This window comes from Ornithinimicrobium ciconiae (assembly GCF_007197575.1).
Lineage (GTDB): Bacteria > Actinomycetota > Actinomycetes > Actinomycetales > Dermatophilaceae > Ornithinicoccus > Ornithinicoccus ciconiae.
Genome location: NZ_CP041616.1, coordinates 1,490,560 through 1,507,716, shown reverse-complemented (window position 1 = coordinate 1,507,716; position 17,157 = coordinate 1,490,560). Strand labels below are relative to the sequence as shown.

Genomic DNA, 17,157 nt, shown 5'->3' with positions numbered 1-17,157 from the left:
CATGAGCATCCCTGTTGACCTGGCCGCCCTCGGCGAAGCGCTCGGCCGTCACGACACGGCATACCTGCTGGTCTCTGGTGAGGCGCGACCGCACGTCGTGCAGGTCTCGCCCGAGCTGGTGGACGGGGTGCTGGTGGCGGCGCAGCCGGGCCGCACCGCGCGCCGGGTCGTCGTGGACCATCCGTCGGTGTCCCTGCTGCTCCCGCCGCGGGAGGCTGGCGGTTACAGCCTCATCATCGACGGAGAGGGGTCCCTCGACGCAGAGGGTGGGCTGCAGGTCGCGCCCTCGACCGCGGTCCTGCACCGGGCTGGAGCACACGAGCCACAGTCCGCGGCGAGCGACTGCGGCAACGACTGTCGACCACTTGAGGACGCAACCCCTGGATCGTGAGGGCGACGGCGCCGTCCGGCACGCCGCGCGGGCCTAGACCGGTGGGGATATTCGGCGGTACAGTTTTTTCGCTCTTTCCCGTGAGGCGGTCAGCCGTGGAAGCGCCCCAGTTTGTGGGCCAAGACGTGGAGGTCCTCTGCGCCGACGGCCAGTCACGCCGCTATGTGCACCTGGACAACACCGCGAGCACCCCGGCACTGACGGAAGTCGTGCGCGAGGTCGAGGAGTTCCTGCCCTGGTACAGCAGCGTCCACCGGGGCACCGGCGTCAAGTCGCGCCGGTCGACCGAGGTCTTCGAGTCGACCCGTGACACGGTGGCTGCCTTTGTCGGGGCGCGTCCGAGTGACCAGGTCGTGCTGGTGCGCAACACGACGGAGGCGATCAATGTCCTCTCCGGTGCGCTGCCCGCGGGCACCCGGGTGCTGGGCACACCAGTCGAGCACCACGCCAACCTCCTTCCGTGGCGGCGTCACGACTTCGAGATGCTGCCCTTCCCGGCGTCCGCGGACGAGCTGTGCGCATCGTGCGACCAGGCCCTGAGGGAGGCCGAGAGACCGTTTGACCTCGTCGCTGTCACAGCCGCGTCGAATGTGACCGGTGAGGTCTGGCCCCTGGCCCGCCTGGCGCAGATTGCCCACCGCCACGGCGCCCGGCTGTTTGTCGACGCAGCCCAGCTCGCCGCGCACCGGGCGATCCACATGGCGGCGGACGGCATCGACCTGTTGGCCTTCTCGGGACACAAGATCTATGCGCCCTTCGGTGCGGGCGCCCTCGTCGGTGATCTCGGCGCCCTCTCGCACTCCGCTCCTTTCATGCGTGGGGGTGGCGCGGTCCTGATGGTGACTGCGGACGAGGTCATCTGGGAGGTCGGGCCGGAGCGCCACGAAGCCGGGTCACCCAATGTCGTCGGTGCCGTCGCGCTCGCCGCGGCCTGCCGTGCCCTGTCAGCGGTCGGCATGGACGAGGTCGCCCGCCACGAGCGCGTGCTCGCTGCCCAGCTGCGCGCCGGACTGGAGCAGACCCCCGGGCTGGAACTGTTCGGGCTGTGGTCGGGTGCGGACATCGACCGGGTGGGTGTGGCCACCTTCCAGCTGCCCGGTTATCGACACCCGCTGCTGGCCGCCATCCTCAGCGCCGAGCACGCGATCGGCGTCCGAAACGGCTGCTTCTGCGCCCACCTGCTGATGGCACGACTGCTCGGCCTGACGACGGAAGAGCTGCAGGCGCTGAGTGCGCAGTTCCACGCCGGTCAGCAGCCGGCGATCCCCGGTGCGGTCCGGGCGAGCATCGGACTGGGGACCACGTCCGCCGACGTGGACCGGCTGGTCCAGGCTCTCGGTGACCTTGCTGACCACGGCCCCCGGGCGACGTATCACTATGAGCCCGACCACGACGAGTACCTGTGCCACCAGCTCAGCCCCGTCTAGGAGCAGCGCCGCTGTAGGGCATGCTGTGGACTTCACCAGGATCAACGCGAGGCCACATGACGACATCCCCGGGACATCCCGCTGACACAGCCCCACGGCATACACCCCCGGGCCGCGGCCCACTGGCCGGCACCCTGGTGGTCGACCTGAGCCGGGCGCTGGCGGGGCCGCACGCGGCGATGATGATGGCCGACCTCGGTGCCCGCGTCATCAAGGTGGAGTCTCCCGGGCAGGGAGATGAGTCGCGCACCTGGGGCCCGCTGGTGCCCAACACCGACGGCGAGGGCTCGACCAGTGCCTACTTCCTGGCGTGCAACCGCAACAAGGAGTCCATCGCCCTGGACCTGAAGTCCGACGACGGACGCGCGACCCTGACCGCCCTCATTGAACGGGCCGACGTGCTCGTGGAGAACTTCCGCACCGGAGTCCTCGACCGGCTCGGCTTCGACGCCGACCGGCTGGCCGAACTCAACCCGGCCCTGATCGTGCTCTCGATCACCGGCTTCGGGCACGACGGACCCGAGGGTGGCCGCGCCGGCTATGACCAGATCGCCCAGGGCGAGGCCGGCCTGATGTCGATCACCGGCTCCGGACCGCAGGACCCGCAACGGGTCGGTGTCGCGATCAGCGACCTGCTGGCCGGGATGCACGGCGCCTACGGGGTGCTGGCCGCGCTCTTGGAGCGGCAGCGAACCGGTCGCGGACAGATCGTGCGGACCTCCCTGCTGGCCTCCGCGGTCGGGGTGCACGCCTTCCAGGGCACCCGGTGGACCGTGGCCGGCCAGGTCCCCGAACCGTTCGGCAACCACCACCCCAGCATCGCCCCCTACGGACTGTTCCACTGCCAGGACGGCGCGGTGCAGATCGCCTGCGGCAACGACCGCCAGTGGCAGAGCCTGTGCGCGGCGCTCGCCCTGTCCGTGCCCGAGGGTGAACTGGCCACCAACACCGATCGGGTGCAGCGCCGCGGTGAGGTCATCACCCTGATCGAGGATGCGCTGGCCGCGCTAGACATCGCTGAGGTGCTCACCCTCATGAATGAGGCCGGCATCGCCGCCGGACGGGTGCGCGACATGCAGGAGGTCTATGACTGGGAGCAGACCCGCTCCCAGGGACTCCTCATCGACGTCGAGCACCCCGGGCTGGGCGACATCCAGTTGCCCGGACCGCCCCTGCGCTACTTCGAGCTGGAGGGCTCGGGTGAGGTGACTCGCACCGGGCACCAGGCGCCACCGCTGCTCGACCAGGACGGTGCGGCCATCCGTGCGTGGTTGGCCAGCACCGACCCCACGTCGTCCTGAGACCACTGGTCATCATCCCCACCTGTGGGTCAATGACTCACAGCCCACGTCCTGAGGAGGAACCATGTCTGCAGACACGGCCGGTGAGGTCCTGTCGCACGTCGAGGGGCAGGTGGCAACCCTGACGCTCTCCCGTCCCGGGAAGCACAACTCCCTCACCCGCGCCATGTGGCGCCAGCTGACCGAGTTGGTGCGCGAGCTAGACGATGACCCGCAGATCCGGGTCATCACCGTGCGCGGCAAGGGCTCGGTCTTTTCCTCCGGCGCCGACCTGCCCGAGGTGATCGAGGCTGCCGGGGCACGCGAGTCCGCCCAGGCGTTCTGCGAGGAGGTCGCAGCCGCTCTGGTTGCCCTGGCCACCAGCAGCAAACTCACCGTGGCCCTGCTGGCCCGGCACGTGTCCGGAGGCGGTGCAGAGATCGCGATGGCCTGCGACCTGCGCCTGGCCCAGGACGACATCCTCTTCTCCATCCCGGTGGCACGCATGGGCCTGGTGCCAGACCGGCTCACGGTCCGCCGACTACTCTCCCTCGCCGGCCCCGGCACCGCCCGAGCGATCCTGCTGCTCGCCCGGCGCCTGGACGCCGAGCACTGCCTGCGCGTGGGACTGGTCGATCAGATCGTCCCGGTCGGCGACCTGGATGAGGCGCTGCACGCAGTGCTCCGCGATCTGAGCGACACAGTGGACTACTCCGTCACCAACACCAAGGCCCTGCTGCTGCGCGAGGAAGCACTGACCAACGGCGACCTGGTCGAGGAGTTCGTGGAGTCACTGGTCTCCGGTGGCGTCGCCCAGAACGGCGCGCGCCACCTCGCTGGCCTGCGCTAACACTCTGACTGTCCCCCGCGCCCGCGCTGCCTCTCCAGCCGCACTCGCTTCTGGCGCGCACGTTCAGAGGCCCTCGGTGGGCGGCGCTCTGTCAGCCGCCCTCGACGTGGTGCGCGTGGGAAGCGCGGTCGCACTCCTCAGGGTCCTGTGACTCGATGGCATCATAGAGCGCCTGGTGCAGGGCGATCCGCTGCAGCTTCTGCTCCATGGTCTTGCCCACAACGGCATCTGTGCTGCGCACGATGATCTCTAGCAGCCCCAGAGACACCGACTTCAGGATCTCGTTGCGTCCGACGCTGCAGATGCCTCGGTGAAAGTCCCAGACTGCCTTGGCAAACTCCAGGTCGTCCTCAAGGACGTCCTTCATGTGCGTCATCTTGCCCTTGAGCATGCGCAGGTCAGCGGCCGTGCGGTGCCTGGCGGCCTCCCTCACCGTGAGCGGGTCGAGGGCATCGCGCAGTGGCAGCACTTCGGCAACCTGGGAACTACCCCGCACCCGGACCAGCGCCTGACCGATGCTGACAAGGGGGTCTGGCTCGGCGGTGAACACTCCCCCGTTGGGACCGGTCTTGAGCGTCAGCAGGCCCTGGGACTGCAGCATGCGGAGCGCCTCGTTCAGGGTCGCCGCGGCCACGCCCGTCTCAACCTGCAGTTCCTTCTTGGTGCCCAGCCTGGTGTTCGCCGGCACCTCTGCGCAGCGCGCGGACAGCCGCTCAGCCACCTCAGCCGCCAAGGAGCGAGGCACATCAACCAACAGAGACATCTGTTAACCCCTTTGTTTGCTTTCCCAGCATTCTCCCACCTAGGTCCGATTCAGGGGAGCAACGGCGTGGGCTGATACGCCACCAGGCGCCAGCCAGCGTCACCCCTGGCCCACACGGCGATGGCCGTGTTGTTGAGATTGCGCTCCTCGCCGTTGACCTCGACCCGTGCCCGCATGCCCCCGACCACGACCCCTGTCGAGCCGTTGATGATGACCTGGGCGATGGGGTGATCGATAGGTCCGTAGACGAAGACCTTGTCCGCGATCTTCTTCACCAGGGTTTCCAGGCTGTCCCGTGCACCGTTGGAGTGGGCGTAAGTCAGGTCGGGGTGGCAGAGGGCGGCGACCGCATCGGCATCGCCTCTCTCCATCGCCTGGTAGCGCGCATCCTCCAGGTCACGTAGTTGCTGCTCGTCGGTCGTCGTCATGTGTATCTCCTGCGTATCCGGGTCGTCGTTCGTGGCCGTCGTTCGTGGTCGTCGTTCATGACCGTCGTTCGTGGTCGTCGTGTGCGGCTGCCTGCGTCGGTGTCAGCGACCTGCCCCGGACCCGAGCACTGCGATCCGGTGGACGTCGGCGGTCTCCTCCGCCGGAGCCGGTGCCAGCACGATGTCGAAGCGGACGCTGGCCCACTCACGCTCGCCGATGTCGCGGCCGTCGGGGGTCGGGGTCCCGGGGGGCTGCAGCACGAAGTCCTTGATGAGCGACTCCTTGACCCCAAAGACGGAGTCCCGGTCCAGATAGTCGCAACCGTCCACGAAGATGTGCGTCACCAGGGTGCGCGAGCCTTCAGCCGAGACCATGAAGTGCAGGTGAGAGGTGCGCATCGGCGAGCGCCCAACGGCCTGCAGCATCTCCCCGACTGGCCCGTCATAGGGAATCGGGTAAGGGGTGGGCGTGATGCCCCAAAACCGGTAGGTCCCGTCCTGGTCACTGAACAGGTGGGCGCGGGCGGCGGTGCGGCCATCGTCATACTGCACGTCGTAGAAGCCATCCTCATCGGCCTCCCACACCTCGATCCGCGCCCCCGACACGGGGTTGCCGTCGGTGCCAGTGACCCGGCCCTCGACCCAGCACGGCTGCCCGGCGGCACCAAAGGCCAGGTCTGCGCCATTGTCGATGCGTGGCGCGCCCTCGACGAAGAAGGGACCGAACACCGTGGCCTCGGTCGCGTCCTGGTAGGCCTCATTGTTGATCGCGATCGTCTGCATGGATAGGCCCAGCGTGTCTGAGAGCAGGACAAACTCCTGCCGTGTCTCGGTCGTGATGTGCCCCGCCCGGGTGAGGAAGTCGATTGCGCCACCCCACTCCTCCTCGGTCAGCCGCACTTCCCGGGCGAACGCGTGCAGGTGCCGGGTGAGCGCCTGCATCAGCTGCTTCAACCGCGGCGATTCCGCCCCCTCGAAGGAGGCGACTACCTGCTCCACCAGTGCCGTCTCGCGGGCGGCCTGCTCGGCGGACACCTCCACCGTGTGGGTCCCCTCATCCCCCGGGGAGCGTTCCGGCGGCATCGGAGCGGGGTATGCCGTGGGGCTGCACTGGTTAGTCATGGCGACTCCTTGGTCGGTCACGGTGGTAGGTCACGAGCGGATCAGGGTCGGGGTGTCACCGGCCCAGGCTGCGCGCAGGAGCGCGCTCACCGAGGCTTCGGTCACCGGTGCGGGGTTGGAGGCGGGGATCACCGCCAGGCAGGCGACTGCGGCTTCGGCTAGGGCCGACTCGGCCAGGCCGGTTCCGGCCAGGTCGCGCGGTGCACCGAGGCTCACACGCAACTGCTCCAGCACTTCGATGGCTGCCGCCGCGGGGGCCTCCTCGACGCGACCGGGTGCCGCGCCGAGGGCGAGAGCCAGACGTCCGGCCTCGGCCGGGACGGCCCACGCGTTGTGCGCCAGCACATAGGGCAGCACCACCGCATGGGTCTGGGCATGTGGCAGGTCGTAGGTGCCGCCCAGCACGTGGCAGATCTTGTGGTGCATGCCAGATCCCGCGGAAGCAAACGAGAGTGCCGCAAGGTAGGCACCATAGAGACACCGCTCGCGCCCCTCCAGGTCGCCCGGATCAGCCACGACCGCAGGCAACCCGGTGGCAAGCGCGCGGGCCCCCTCCAGCGCCATGGCTGCGTTGATCGGATTGGCCCGGGGCGCCCAGAGCGAGTCGACGCAGTGCGCCAGACCGTTGAGCCCAGAAGCAACCGTCAGATCGACCGGCAGCGATGTGGTGAGCTCGGCGTCGTAGATGACGGTGGCCGGCAGCACCCGGGGATCATCACCCGTGGTCTTCGTGCCCCCGTCGGTCAAACCCCACATGGTGGTGGCTTCGGAACCGGCATAGGTCGTGGGCACTGCCAGGATCGGTGCGTCGACCTCCATCGCGATGGCCTTGGCGAGTCCCGTTGTCGATCCACCGCCGACGCTGACGATGACATCGATGTCCGCCCGCGCAGCCGCCGCTTGGGCACGTCTGGCCAACTCCAGCGGGACGTGCTGACGCACCTCACCCCACCGCAGGGTCACCTGCAGGCCCGCCGACACCAAGCCTTCAGCAATCTGGTCGGCAAGCCCAGCCTCGGAGCCGCCGGCGACCACCATCACCCGCCGGCGTCCAAGCCTGGTCACCTCATCTGCCACAGCCTGCGCCGCCAGACCCGACCCAAGGATGACTCGCTGGGCGAGTGTGTCGTGCACGAACGACATACCAACTCCCTCCTGTCCGAGTCGTGTTCTTGTCCCTGAAATATCAGGTGGCAATATCAGGTGTAGGCCAGCGACGACCTACTGAGGTGGTCCTGCGACAGGACTTTCTCGGCAATCCCGCGGACCAGGGCGTCGATGTCCTCACCGCGGCGGGCAGTTGCCGCAGTGTGGAAGTCCGGACGAGTCAGGATGTGCTCGACCTCGAGCTCGGCGAACCATCGCTCGTACACTCCGTCGACGTCCAGCACTCCCGCCCCCGATCCGGGCGGGCCGACCGTGACGGCGATGCCGCCCATGCGCTCGACCAGTCCGCGAGCCTCGGGCGAGACCTGACCCGCATCGTGCTTGGTGAGCAGCGCCCACCCTCGTGTCACGACCTGGTCAAAGCGGCCCACGACGCCGTTGTGGACCACGGCACCCTGCCAGGTGGGGAAGCCACCGCCAGGCGAGTTCTCGTCCCAGACACCGGGACCGAGCTTGGCGTCGTAAGGCTGCACGGGGCCGGTCTTCAGCTGCTCGGCCAGCGCCGCCTTCAGCGTTTCGTCACGCTGCTTCGCCTCCTCGGGGTCGCTCACGCAAATGACCTCGCCCAGACCAACAGAAAAGTCGATGAACCAGCGCGCGTGTGGGCCACGTTCGGCACCATAGGAGTCCAGGAGGTCCACGTCCGAGCGACCCGACAGGATCAGGTCCAGCCGCCACGACAGGCTCATGACGTCCCGCAGGCCGGCGCACATCCCCTCGCCGGCGAAGGGTGGCATCAGGTGTGCGGCATCTCCCGCGATTGCGACGCGTCCCAGCCGCCAGTCGTCGAGGTGGCGGGCCTGGAAGCGCCACACCTTGTGCCGGATGAGCTCGGCGTTGTCCGGGCGCACATCGAACTCCTCGAGGAGTTCCCAGATGCGCTCGGGCTTCTCGAACTCCTCAGCGCTCTCTCCCGGCAGGACCATGAACTCCCAACGACGACGGCCCGGGCCGCCAGGCACCACGGTCAGGGGACGCTCGGGCTTGCACACCTGGTAGTAGGGCGGGTCGTAGTCGTGCTCTTCGTGCTCGATGAGGTCAACCACCACCCAGTCGTAGTTGAACTCCAGGTCGGTCATCGTCAGTCCCAGTGACCTGCGCACGAAGCTGTTCGCCCCGTCCGACCCGACCAGGAGCTTGCCCTGGACGGAGTAGGTCGTGGCGTTATCCGCGATCCTGGTCCCCTCACCTCTGAAATCGGTGGGTTGGAAGGTCACGGACACTGAGTCCGCATCCTGGTCCAGGCCGGTCACCTCATAGCCCTCGAGCATCGTGACGTTGGGCAACGAGGAGGCCAGCACCCGCAGACGCTTCTCCAGCCCTGGCTGGTCGAACCAGTAGCGGTTGCGCCACCCGTCGGACGCCTTCGAGGCCCAGTCGATCACATTGAGCGGCTCCATCTCCCCGTTGTAGAGGTAGTAGAGCTTGTCGTAGTAGTCGATCGTCGGGTCATTCTCCGCGTCGATCCCCACCGCGTTCAGGATCCGGGCGATCTCGTGGTCGAACGTGACAGCGCGTGGCAACGCGTAGGGCGTGGGCCAGCGCTCGATCGCCACCACCCGGTGGCCCTTCTGGGCCGCGAGGATCGTGGTGAGCAACCCGACAGGGCCAAGTCCCACAACGATGAGATCGGTGTCCTGGTCGAGTGATGGGATCGACTCGTGTTCCATGTCGGGATTCCTCTCCGGGGGCGGCACCGTACCGCCTGTCTCCATTGACTGAACACCCACACTAGGGGCATGCCCTGTATTGAACCTATTCAATAGGCCTTTGTCAAGGTGTTCGACGGCTTTGCGCCACACGGGCCCCCCGACGCTCGCCGACCAGCGACGCTAACCTCTCGTCATGAGGATGCGACTCCGCCCATGACCAGCCACTCAGCGCAGTCCACGGATGACCCACGCCCAGCGCGTCCAGACCCACGATCGTCCGACTCCTCCGAGCGCCCTGGGCCTGGCACTCCTCCCCCGCAATGGTGGTCCCGACTCGCCCTGTCGATCCCCGGCTGCTGGGTGGCGCTGCTCTTTGCGTGCCTGTCCTTCTTGCCCTCGCTGATCCCCCGCCCCTCCCTCTTTCAGGGCGCCCTCGCCGGCGCGAGCGCGGCCATCGGCTACGGGCTGGGCGTGTTCGGCGCGTGGCTGTGGCGTGCCCTGGCTGACCGGGAGCCGCACCCGACCACGGACCGCCAACTGCGCGTCCTGGCGCTGGTGGCACCGGTTGCCCTGGTCGCGGCCGTGATCATGGGCGTATTCTGGCAGCGCTGGTCCGCCCCGCTCGTCGGTCTCGAGCCGGAGTCACCCCTGGCCGCGATCCTGGTCCTGCCGGTCGCGGTGCTGGTCCTCCTGCTGATCCTGGGCATCGGCCGCCTCCTGCGCGCCCTGACCCGCCTGGTCACCCGCTGGCTGGGCCGGCACATGGGACCCCGACCAGCACGGGTGCTGGGTGCGATCGCGGTCATCACCGCGGTGGCACTGCTCTTCAACGGCGTGATCTTCGACCGGCTCACCGTCGCCGTCAACAGCGTCTTCTCGCTCTCCAACGGAGGCACCCCCGAGGACCTGAGCGCCCCGACCAGCCCGTTGCGCTCAGGCAGTCCCGAATCCGCCATCGAGTGGGACACCCTCGGCTTCCAGGGGCGCGGGTTCGTCGCCCAGGGCCCCGGCGCCACGCAGATCGCGGCGGTGGCCGAGCGCTCCGGTCACCCCGCGCAAGAGACCATGGATCCGATCCGGGCGTATGCCGGGTTGGACTCCGCCCCTGACGTGGAGTCCCGTGCGCTGCTGGCGGTGCAGGATCTGGAGCGCGCGGGCGGGTTCGAGCGCTCCCACCTGCTGGTCGTGACGACGACCGGCACCGGGTGGGTCGAGCCGACCTCGGTGAGCGCATTCGAGCACCTCACCCTGGGTGATAGCGCGACCGTCTCGATGCAGTACTCCTTCCTGCCCTCGCCCCTGTCCTTCATCGCCGACAAGGACAACGCCCGCAATGCCGGGCGCGCACTCTTCGACGCCGTCTACAACCGGTGGAGCCAGCTACCCGCCGACAGCCGTCCTCAGCTCTACGCCTTTGGCGAGAGCCTGGGCTCCTACGGCGCGGAGGCAGCGTTCAGTGGCGAGTACGACATGAGTAACCGGCTCAGCGGCGCGGTCTTCACCGGACCTCCGCGGTTCAATCACCACTTCGGGGAGTTCCTGCGGGACCGGGAGCCAGGAAGCACGGAGATCGCCCCGGTCTATCGCGACGGCCGCACGGTGCGCTTCACCCAGGACCCGCGACTGCCAGCCGAGCCGGTCGACCAGCCGTGGGAGGGCACCCGGGTGCTCTACATGGTGCACCCCTCCGACGCGATCACCTGGTGGAGCACCGACCTGATGCTGCACCGTCCCGACTGGCTGGAGGAGCCCCGCGGCAGCGATGTGCCCGACCAGACCCGATGGGTGCCCTTCGTGACGTTCTGGCAGGTCAGCGCCGACCTTGGTCTGGCGATGGAGCCCGGCCCGGGCTACGGCCACAACTTTGCGGGCGAGCACGTCGACGCCTGGGCCCAGGTGCTTGGTCTCGAGGACTGGACACCCGAGCGCGCGGCGGTGATCCGCGAGGCGGTCCTGAACAAGGCCCGGGATCCGTTCGTCCCGAGCTCCTGACCCAGGGCCACCTCTGCCTACGCCGGCTCAGGCAGGTCAGGCACCTGGCTCAGGTCGGGTCAGGCACCTCGCCCCACGCCGAGGCCTCACCATCATCGAGCTGTATGTCGAGGCTCAAGCCAGCGGACACCTCATCCAACGCGGTGCGCAGGTCGGTGAGGTCGGTCCCCTCGGGCAGCCCCACGACCGCGAGGGCCTCGAACAGCCGGTCACCGGTCATCGGTGCGTCGCTGGTGGAGGTGTGGAACTCCTGGATGCTCAGTCCGCGCTGGGCGAGTGCCTGGGTGACCTCCCGCACGATGCCGGGCTGGTCCTGACCCACGACGTGCAGCCCCACCGGCTCGGAGCCAGCCTCCACGGCGCCGTCGCCAGCCTCGGAGACATCCACCACCCCGATCGCGCTGAGCCCCTGCAACGCCGAGGTCAACGCCTCCACCTGCTCCTCGGCGGCCTCGATCAGGACCGCGCCGGCAAACTTGCTGCCCAGTCGTCCCATCTGGCTCTCCAGCCAGTTGCCACCGTGCTCGGCAACCGTGCTGGCAAGCTCTGCGACCAGGCCCGGCCGCTCATCGGCAATCACGCTGACCACAAGAGTTCGCATACGTGGAGGTTAGCGCGTGGCACGCCGCCCCCGCCTCCCTCGCTGCCCGCTCGGGTCCGCCCCAGCGCTGCGTGCCCGCCGAAGAAAAAACGTGCTCTTGTCCAACCCTGCGAAAGAACATAGTCTGACGCCACTATCCACACTCTTTGTGCAAGGGGCTATCCGTGCTGACGAAGAATCGCCGGTTCGGCGTTTTCATCTCGACAACAATTTTCGTGACGCTGATCGCTGCTGGTTGTGGCAATGGCGGCCCGGACCCTGAGCCGGCAGCCGACGAGCCAGCGCCAGCGATCGAGGCGGACAACGACGCCAACGCTCCTGCTGACGAGGCCGACCAGGCCGATGCACCAGCCGACGAGGACTCAAGCATCTACAGCGGCGAGCTCGAGACCCTGGGGACGGCCCTCAAGGCGGGGACCGGCGCCGACAGCTTCAGCGTCGACGGCACGACCGTCCGGCTGCACTTCAGTGAGGGCAGCCGCGAGGACGTCTCCGCCCACATCAACTGCTCTGCTGCTGGCTCCGTCGTCGACGAGGGACACACCGTCATCCTGGTCTATCCCGATGGCGAGCGCGACTGCAGCCCAGAGGATTCCGCGGGAGACGCGGAGGTTGCCGACGGCTCGGGTGCCGCGACGGCGTCCTTGACCATCGGAGACCACAGCTGGGAGTTCGGGCAGGTCGTCTGCGCCTTCGGCGAGGAGGAGACCGGCGTCGAGGGATCGGAGTTCAACCTGCGGGCCAGCGACGGGTCAACCATGGTCTACGCCGCCATCGATCCGGGTTACACCTACATCGAGTTCAACGACTCAGCAGCTGCCGACCCAGGCCTGAGTGAGTTCATCACCGACGTCGATCCGACCATCGAGATCACGGGGCAAGAAATCTACGCCGACGCATCCTTCGTCACCTATGAGGACTGGGACACCGTGCAGACGGGAAATCTCACCGCAACCTGCCCTTAAACCCCGCACCACAATCCGCTCACCCTTTTGCGTCGAAACCCGCTCCCCGCGCCCGTGCCGACATGCGCTGAACCCGGGTCGGCGCAAAGAATTCTGTCCCGCTTGAGGTCACGAAAGAAGGCCTTCCCGTGCGGTGATGACCGCGGGGGCCGCCTGCCCCTACTGTGATGTGATGCTGACGCTGCAGACAACCCTTGAGCCCTTCGGTCCGGCGTGCGCCATCTTCCTCACCGACGAGCAGGTGGCCGAGCTGGCGAGCGTGAAGAACCCGCCGGTGATCGTGACCATCAGCGACAGGAGCGAGCGGCTTCGCGTCGCCCGGATGGGTGGGCGCAACTGCATCGGCCTGTCCAAGGCGGCCCGCGCCTCGCTCGGGGTCGAGATCGGGCAGGAGGTCACCGCCACCATCGCAGCGGACACGGCCGAGCGCACCGTGGAGGTCCCACCCGAGCTCGCCGCGGCGCTCGACGCGGACCCCAAGGCCAGAACCGCCTTCGAGGCGCTGTCCTACACCCAGCGCAAGGAGCACGCGCGTCAGGTGTCGACAGCCAAGGCCGCTGCGACCCGCGAGCGGCGGATCGCCAAGATTCTGGAGTCCCTCAACGGGGCATGACACACGCTCGGCCCGGGGGCCGGGCGGGCACGGGTGATGTGCCCTTCGACACATAACACGCACTAGGGATAGCTAGTGCACCATCTTGGGGAATGGGACCCGCGAGGGCGCGGTTGGCGCCTTCGGTAGCACCCACCTCACGACCCGAAGGACACCCCAACCCCATGTCTCTGCGCCGCACCCTGACCGCTGTCACCCTCACCGCTTCTGCCCTGATCCTGACCGCTTGCTCAAGCGACGGCAACGGAGGCGCCGACGGTGACGGCCAGACCGCCGGCGGCGACTCGGCATACGGCCTCGCCACCGAGGGTGTCCTCGTGGTCGCCACCGAGGGGACCTATCGCCCGTTCAGCTATCACGAGGGCGGCAGCGGCGACCTGGTCGGCTATGACGTCGAGGTGGTCGAGGCGGTCGCCGAGAAGCTGGACCTGGAGATCAAGTTCCAGGAGACCCAGTGGGACGCGATCTTTGCTGGCCTGGAGGCCGGACGCTTCGACGTGATCGCCAACCAGGTCTCGATCAACCCGCAGCGCGAGGAGGCCTACCTGTTCAGCACCCCCTACACCGTCTCCCCCGGTGTCATCGTGGTCGCCGAGGGCACCACCGACATCGCCGGCCTGGACGACCTGGCGGGCAAGACCACCGCGCAGTCGCTGACCAGCAACTGGGGCACGATCGCCGAGGACGCCGGTGCCAACGTCGAGTCCGTCGAGGGCTGGGCCCAGGCCGTGGCGCTGCTGGAGCAGGGCCGGGTCGATGCGACGGTCAACGACAAGCTGACCTTCCTGGACTATGCCAAGGAGCACCCGGACAGCCCGGTCACGATCGCCGCCGAGCTGGACGAGGTCTCGCTCAACGCCTTCGCCTTCGGCAAGGACAAGGAGGATCTGGTCACCGCCTTCGACGAGGCGCTGGACGAGCTGGAGGCCGACGGCACCCTCGCCGAGCTGGGCGAGAAGTACTTCGGCGCCGACGTCTCCCAGTGACGCATGCCTGACTCCGCGCAACTCTTCCTGGACTCGCTGTGGCCCATCGTCCGCGGCGGGCTGATGGGCACCATCCCGCTGGCGCTGGCCTCCTTCGCCATCGGGTTGGTGCTGGCGCTGGTCGTCGCCCTGATGCGGCTGTCGAACAACTGGTTCGTGTCGTGGGTCGCCCGGGCCTACATCTCGGTCATCCGCGGCACGCCTCTGCTGGTGCAGCTGTTCGTGATCTTCTACGGCCTGCCCTCTCTCGGCATCCTGATCGACCCCTGGCCCAGCGCGATCGTCGCCTTCTCCCTCAACGTGGGTGGCTATGCCGCCGAGGTGATTCGGGCCGCGATCCTGTCGGTGCCCAAGGGCCAGTGGGAGGCGGGCTACACGATCGGTATGTCGCATGCCCAGTCGCTGCGTCGGCTGATCCTGCCGCAGGCGGCCCGGGTGTCCGTCCCGCCGCTGTCCAACACCTTCATCTCGCTGGTCAAGGACACCTCACTGGCCTCGATGATCCTGGTCACTGAGCTGTTCAAGGAGTCGCAGAAGATCGCGGCCTTCACCCAGGAGTTCATGCTGCTCTATCTCCAGGCCGCCCTGGTCTACTGGGTGTTCTGCCTGGTGCTGTCGATGGCGCAGAGCGCCCTGGAGACCCGATTGGACAGGTATGTCGCACACTAACCCCACGAGCACCCCCCTGCTGCAGGCCAGCGGGCTGAGCAAGAGCTTCGGCGACCTGCAGGTGCTGCGCTCGATCGACCTCACCGTCACCAAGGGCGAGGTGGTCGTCCTGATCGGCCCCAGCGGCTCGGGCAAGACGACGGTCCTGCGCTCCCTCAACGGTCTGGAGATCCCAGACGGGGGACGCATCTCCTTTGCCGGTGGCCCGGACATCGACTTCGCCGCACCGCTGCGCAAGCGTGACCGGTTGGCGCTGCGCGGCCGCTCGGCGATGGTCTTCCAGCAGCACAACCTCTTCCCCCACTTCACCGTGCTGCAGAACATCATCGAGGGCCCGGTCCAGGTGCAGAAGGTGCCCCGGGCCCAGGCCATCGCCGAGGCCGAGGCCCTGCTGGACCGGGTCGGGCTGCTGGAGAAGCGCGACGTCTATCCCTTCCAGCTCTCCGGCGGGCAGCAGCAGCGCGTCGACATCGTGCGCGCGCTCGCCCTCCAGCCGAGCCTGCTGCTCTTTGACGAGCCGACCTCGGCCCTCGACCCCGAGCTGGTGGGCGATGTGCTGACCGTCATCAAGGAGCTGGCCGACGAGGGCTGGACCATGGTCGTGGTCACGCACGAGCTGAGCTTTGCCCGTGCCGCCGCCGACGAGGTCCTGTTCATGGACGGTGGGGTCATCGTCGAGCGCTCCGGCCCGAAGGAGATGTTCACCAACCCGCAGCACGAGCGGACCCGCCAGTTCCTGGACCGGATCCTCAACCCGCTCCACGAGGACCGCTGACCGACGCCCGCGACCACACGGCATACGAGAACTGTGTGGCATCGCAGGGCACACCAGAGCTGTGTGGCATCGGCGCACGGCCGGCCTCGCGTGGAGATCACCCGCCGCGTGTGAGCGACTGGCACCATGTCCACCGATTCGCTGTCCACCGATCCGCTGACCGACCGCAGCCTCGACTTCCTGCGTCACGGCTACCGCTTCGCGCAGACCCTGCGCGCCGAGTCCGACGACCCCCGCGCGCGCGGCCGTCTGCCGGTGCGTCTCCTCGGCTCGGACGCACTCCTGGTGCGCGGCGCCGAGGGAGTCCAGCTCTTCTATGACACCAGCGCGGTGCGACGGCGGGGTGCCATGCCCTCCTTCATCACGGGTGGGCTGTTCGGCCAGGGTTCCGTGCACGGGCTCGATGGTGAGCAGCACGGGCACCGCAAGGCGATGTTCGTCACCTCGCTGATGGGTCCGGGCGCGGCCGACAGAGTGCTTGAGCAGGCCGGGCGGGAGTGGGAGAAGGCCATCCGAGAGCGGTGGTTGTCCGGGGGCAGTGCCTCGGTGTATGACGTGGCAACAGAGGTCTACGGGCGCGCCCTGCTGCGGTGGGCCGGGGTGTCCACTCACCAAGGCACGGCGACCCGTCTGGCTCACGCCGAGGCCGCGATCGTCGACGGCTTCGCGGTGCCGGGTCCGGCCTGGGTCCGCACCCAGGTGATGCGCCGGTGGTGCGACCACTGGTTCCGCCACGAGGTCCGCCGCGCTCGCGCGGGCAAGGTCACCCCACCGGCGGGCACGCACTTCGCGACCGTCCTGGAGCACCGGGATCTTGACGGTCGGCCGCTGAGCGACGCCGTCGCCGCCGTGGAGCTGCAGAACGGCATTCGCCCGGGCATCGCTGTGGCCCGGTTTGCTGCCTTCGCGGCCCTGGCGATGCACGAGCACCCGCAGTGGCGCGAGCGGATCCACGACGAGGTCCTCTCGCGGTGGTCCACCCGGGGCGGGCCGGTGGCGCTGGCGTTCGCCGACGAGGTGCGGCGTTACTACCCCTTCGTCCCGATGCTGCCGGCCGTCGCCCGCCACAGCCTTGAGGTGGACGGCGCCTCGGTGCAGGAGGGGCAGCGGGTGCTCATCGACATCCTCGGCACCAACCGTGACGAGCGCCATTGGCAGGACCCCGACCTGTTCGACCCCGCCCGCTTCCTGGGGACCGACGGCGTCCCCTGGGATGACGAGCTCGGCGTCCACTACGCCGACCACTTCGTCCCTCAGGGCGGCGGCCGCCCCCAGACCGGTCACCGGTGCCCCGGTGAGCGGATCACGCTGGCGCTGCTCGCCCAGACGGTCAGCGAGCTGTCCACCCTGGACGCCCGGGTCGTGACCGACGGTCTGGGCTGGTCGACGCGGCGCATGCCGACCGGTCCCCGCAACGGGGTGCTGCTGACCTCCGTGCGGCGCCGGGAGGCACCGCCCTCCTCTGGCACCTAACGT

The 17,157-nt window shown here is 68.4% G+C and carries 17 protein-coding genes; 11 read left to right on the top strand and 6 right to left on the bottom strand.

Features of this window, described 5'->3' with window-relative positions:
* The first annotated feature begins 1 nt into the window (after position 1).
* From FNH13_RS06965 to FNH13_RS06950, 4 genes are all read left to right on the top strand, one after another.
* Positions 2-391, top strand: coding sequence for a pyridoxamine 5'-phosphate oxidase family protein (locus FNH13_RS06965; protein ID WP_202878882.1), 390 nt, complete (start codon positions 2-4; stop codon positions 389-391).
* Between the two features lie 95 nt (positions 392-486).
* Positions 487-1,818 carry an aminotransferase class V-fold PLP-dependent enzyme gene (locus tag FNH13_RS06960; protein ID WP_165700045.1) on the top strand — a complete coding sequence of 444 codons (1,332 nt, stop codon included), beginning with the start codon at positions 487-489 and terminating at the stop codon, positions 1,816-1,818.
* 56 nt (positions 1,819-1,874) lie between these two features.
* A complete protein-coding gene (locus tag FNH13_RS06955) occupies positions 1,875-3,119 on the top strand; it encodes a CaiB/BaiF CoA transferase family protein (protein ID WP_143782795.1) in 1,245 nt (414 codons plus the stop codon).
* Between the two features lie 64 nt (positions 3,120-3,183).
* On the top strand, positions 3,184-3,948 hold the full coding sequence (locus FNH13_RS06950) for an enoyl-CoA hydratase/isomerase family protein (protein ID WP_143782794.1): 765 nt from the start codon (positions 3,184-3,186) through the stop codon (positions 3,946-3,948).
* A gap of 91 nt (positions 3,949-4,039) precedes the next feature.
* On the opposite strand, the gene FNH13_RS06945 is transcribed toward FNH13_RS06950, so the two are convergent.
* The 5 genes from FNH13_RS06945 to mhpA all read right to left on the bottom strand — a co-directional run bounded on the left by FNH13_RS06945 (position 4,040) and on the right by mhpA (position 9,098).
* A complete protein-coding gene (locus tag FNH13_RS06945; RefSeq protein WP_143782793.1) occupies positions 4,040-4,711 on the bottom strand; it encodes a FadR/GntR family transcriptional regulator in 672 nt (223 codons plus the stop codon).
* A 50-nt stretch (positions 4,712-4,761) separates the two neighbouring features.
* Positions 4,762-5,139 carry a nuclear transport factor 2 family protein gene (locus FNH13_RS06940; RefSeq protein ID WP_143782792.1) on the bottom strand — a complete coding sequence of 126 codons (378 nt, stop codon included), beginning with the start codon at positions 5,137-5,139 and terminating at the stop codon, positions 4,762-4,764.
* Between the two features lie 102 nt (positions 5,140-5,241).
* A complete protein-coding gene (locus tag FNH13_RS06935; protein ID WP_143784987.1) occupies positions 5,242-6,222 on the bottom strand; it encodes an intradiol ring-cleavage dioxygenase in 981 nt (326 codons plus the stop codon).
* 69 nt (positions 6,223-6,291) lie between these two features.
* The gene (locus FNH13_RS06930; protein WP_143782791.1) at positions 6,292-7,404 is read right to left on the bottom strand and encodes a maleylacetate reductase; all 1,113 of its coding nucleotides are present in this window, start codon (positions 7,402-7,404) and stop codon (positions 6,292-6,294) included.
* A 56-nt stretch (positions 7,405-7,460) separates the two neighbouring features.
* Complete coding sequence (mhpA, locus tag FNH13_RS06925; protein WP_165700044.1) at positions 7,461-9,098, bottom strand: bifunctional 3-(3-hydroxy-phenyl)propionate/3-hydroxycinnamic acid hydroxylase MhpA; 1,638 nt, start codon at positions 9,096-9,098, stop codon at positions 7,461-7,463.
* A 342-nt stretch (positions 9,099-9,440) separates the two neighbouring features.
* Here mhpA and FNH13_RS06920 point away from each other — a divergent pair, with 342 nt between their 5' ends.
* A complete protein-coding gene (locus FNH13_RS06920) occupies positions 9,441-11,072 on the top strand; it encodes an alpha/beta hydrolase (protein WP_165700043.1) in 1,632 nt (543 codons plus the stop codon).
* 49 nt (positions 11,073-11,121) lie between these two features.
* Here FNH13_RS06920 and FNH13_RS06915 read toward each other — a convergent pair whose 3' ends face one another.
* Positions 11,122-11,673, bottom strand: coding sequence for a glycine cleavage system protein R (locus FNH13_RS06915; RefSeq protein WP_143782788.1), 552 nt, complete (start codon positions 11,671-11,673; stop codon positions 11,122-11,124).
* Positions 11,674-11,837: 164 nt separating this feature from the next.
* Between FNH13_RS06915 and FNH13_RS06910 the strand changes: the two genes are divergently transcribed.
* From FNH13_RS06910 to FNH13_RS06885, 6 genes are all read left to right on the top strand, one after another.
* On the top strand, positions 11,838-12,638 hold the full coding sequence (locus FNH13_RS06910; protein WP_143782787.1) for a hypothetical protein: 801 nt from the start codon (positions 11,838-11,840) through the stop codon (positions 12,636-12,638).
* 172 nt (positions 12,639-12,810) lie between these two features.
* On the top strand, positions 12,811-13,251 hold the full coding sequence (locus tag FNH13_RS06905) for a YdeI/OmpD-associated family protein (protein WP_228266631.1): 441 nt from the start codon (positions 12,811-12,813) through the stop codon (positions 13,249-13,251).
* A 164-nt stretch (positions 13,252-13,415) separates the two neighbouring features.
* Entirely contained in the window at positions 13,416-14,237 is an 822-nt protein-coding gene (locus FNH13_RS06900; RefSeq protein ID WP_143782785.1) for an amino acid ABC transporter substrate-binding protein, read from the top strand.
* A gap of 3 nt (positions 14,238-14,240) precedes the next feature.
* Positions 14,241-14,906: an amino acid ABC transporter permease gene (locus tag FNH13_RS06895; RefSeq protein WP_143782784.1), complete on the top strand. Its 666-nt coding sequence runs from the start codon at positions 14,241-14,243 to the stop codon at positions 14,904-14,906.
* Positions 14,893-15,681: an amino acid ABC transporter ATP-binding protein gene (locus tag FNH13_RS06890; protein WP_143782783.1), complete on the top strand. Its 789-nt coding sequence runs from the start codon at positions 14,893-14,895 to the stop codon at positions 15,679-15,681. The genes FNH13_RS06895 and FNH13_RS06890 overlap by 14 nt, the downstream gene beginning before the upstream one ends.
* Positions 15,682-15,807: 126 nt before the next feature.
* Positions 15,808-17,154 (top strand): cytochrome P450, encoded by a 1,347-nt coding sequence (locus FNH13_RS06885; RefSeq protein ID WP_143782782.1) that lies wholly within the window; start codon positions 15,808-15,810, stop codon positions 17,152-17,154.
* Positions 17,155-17,157 lie beyond the last annotated feature (3 nt).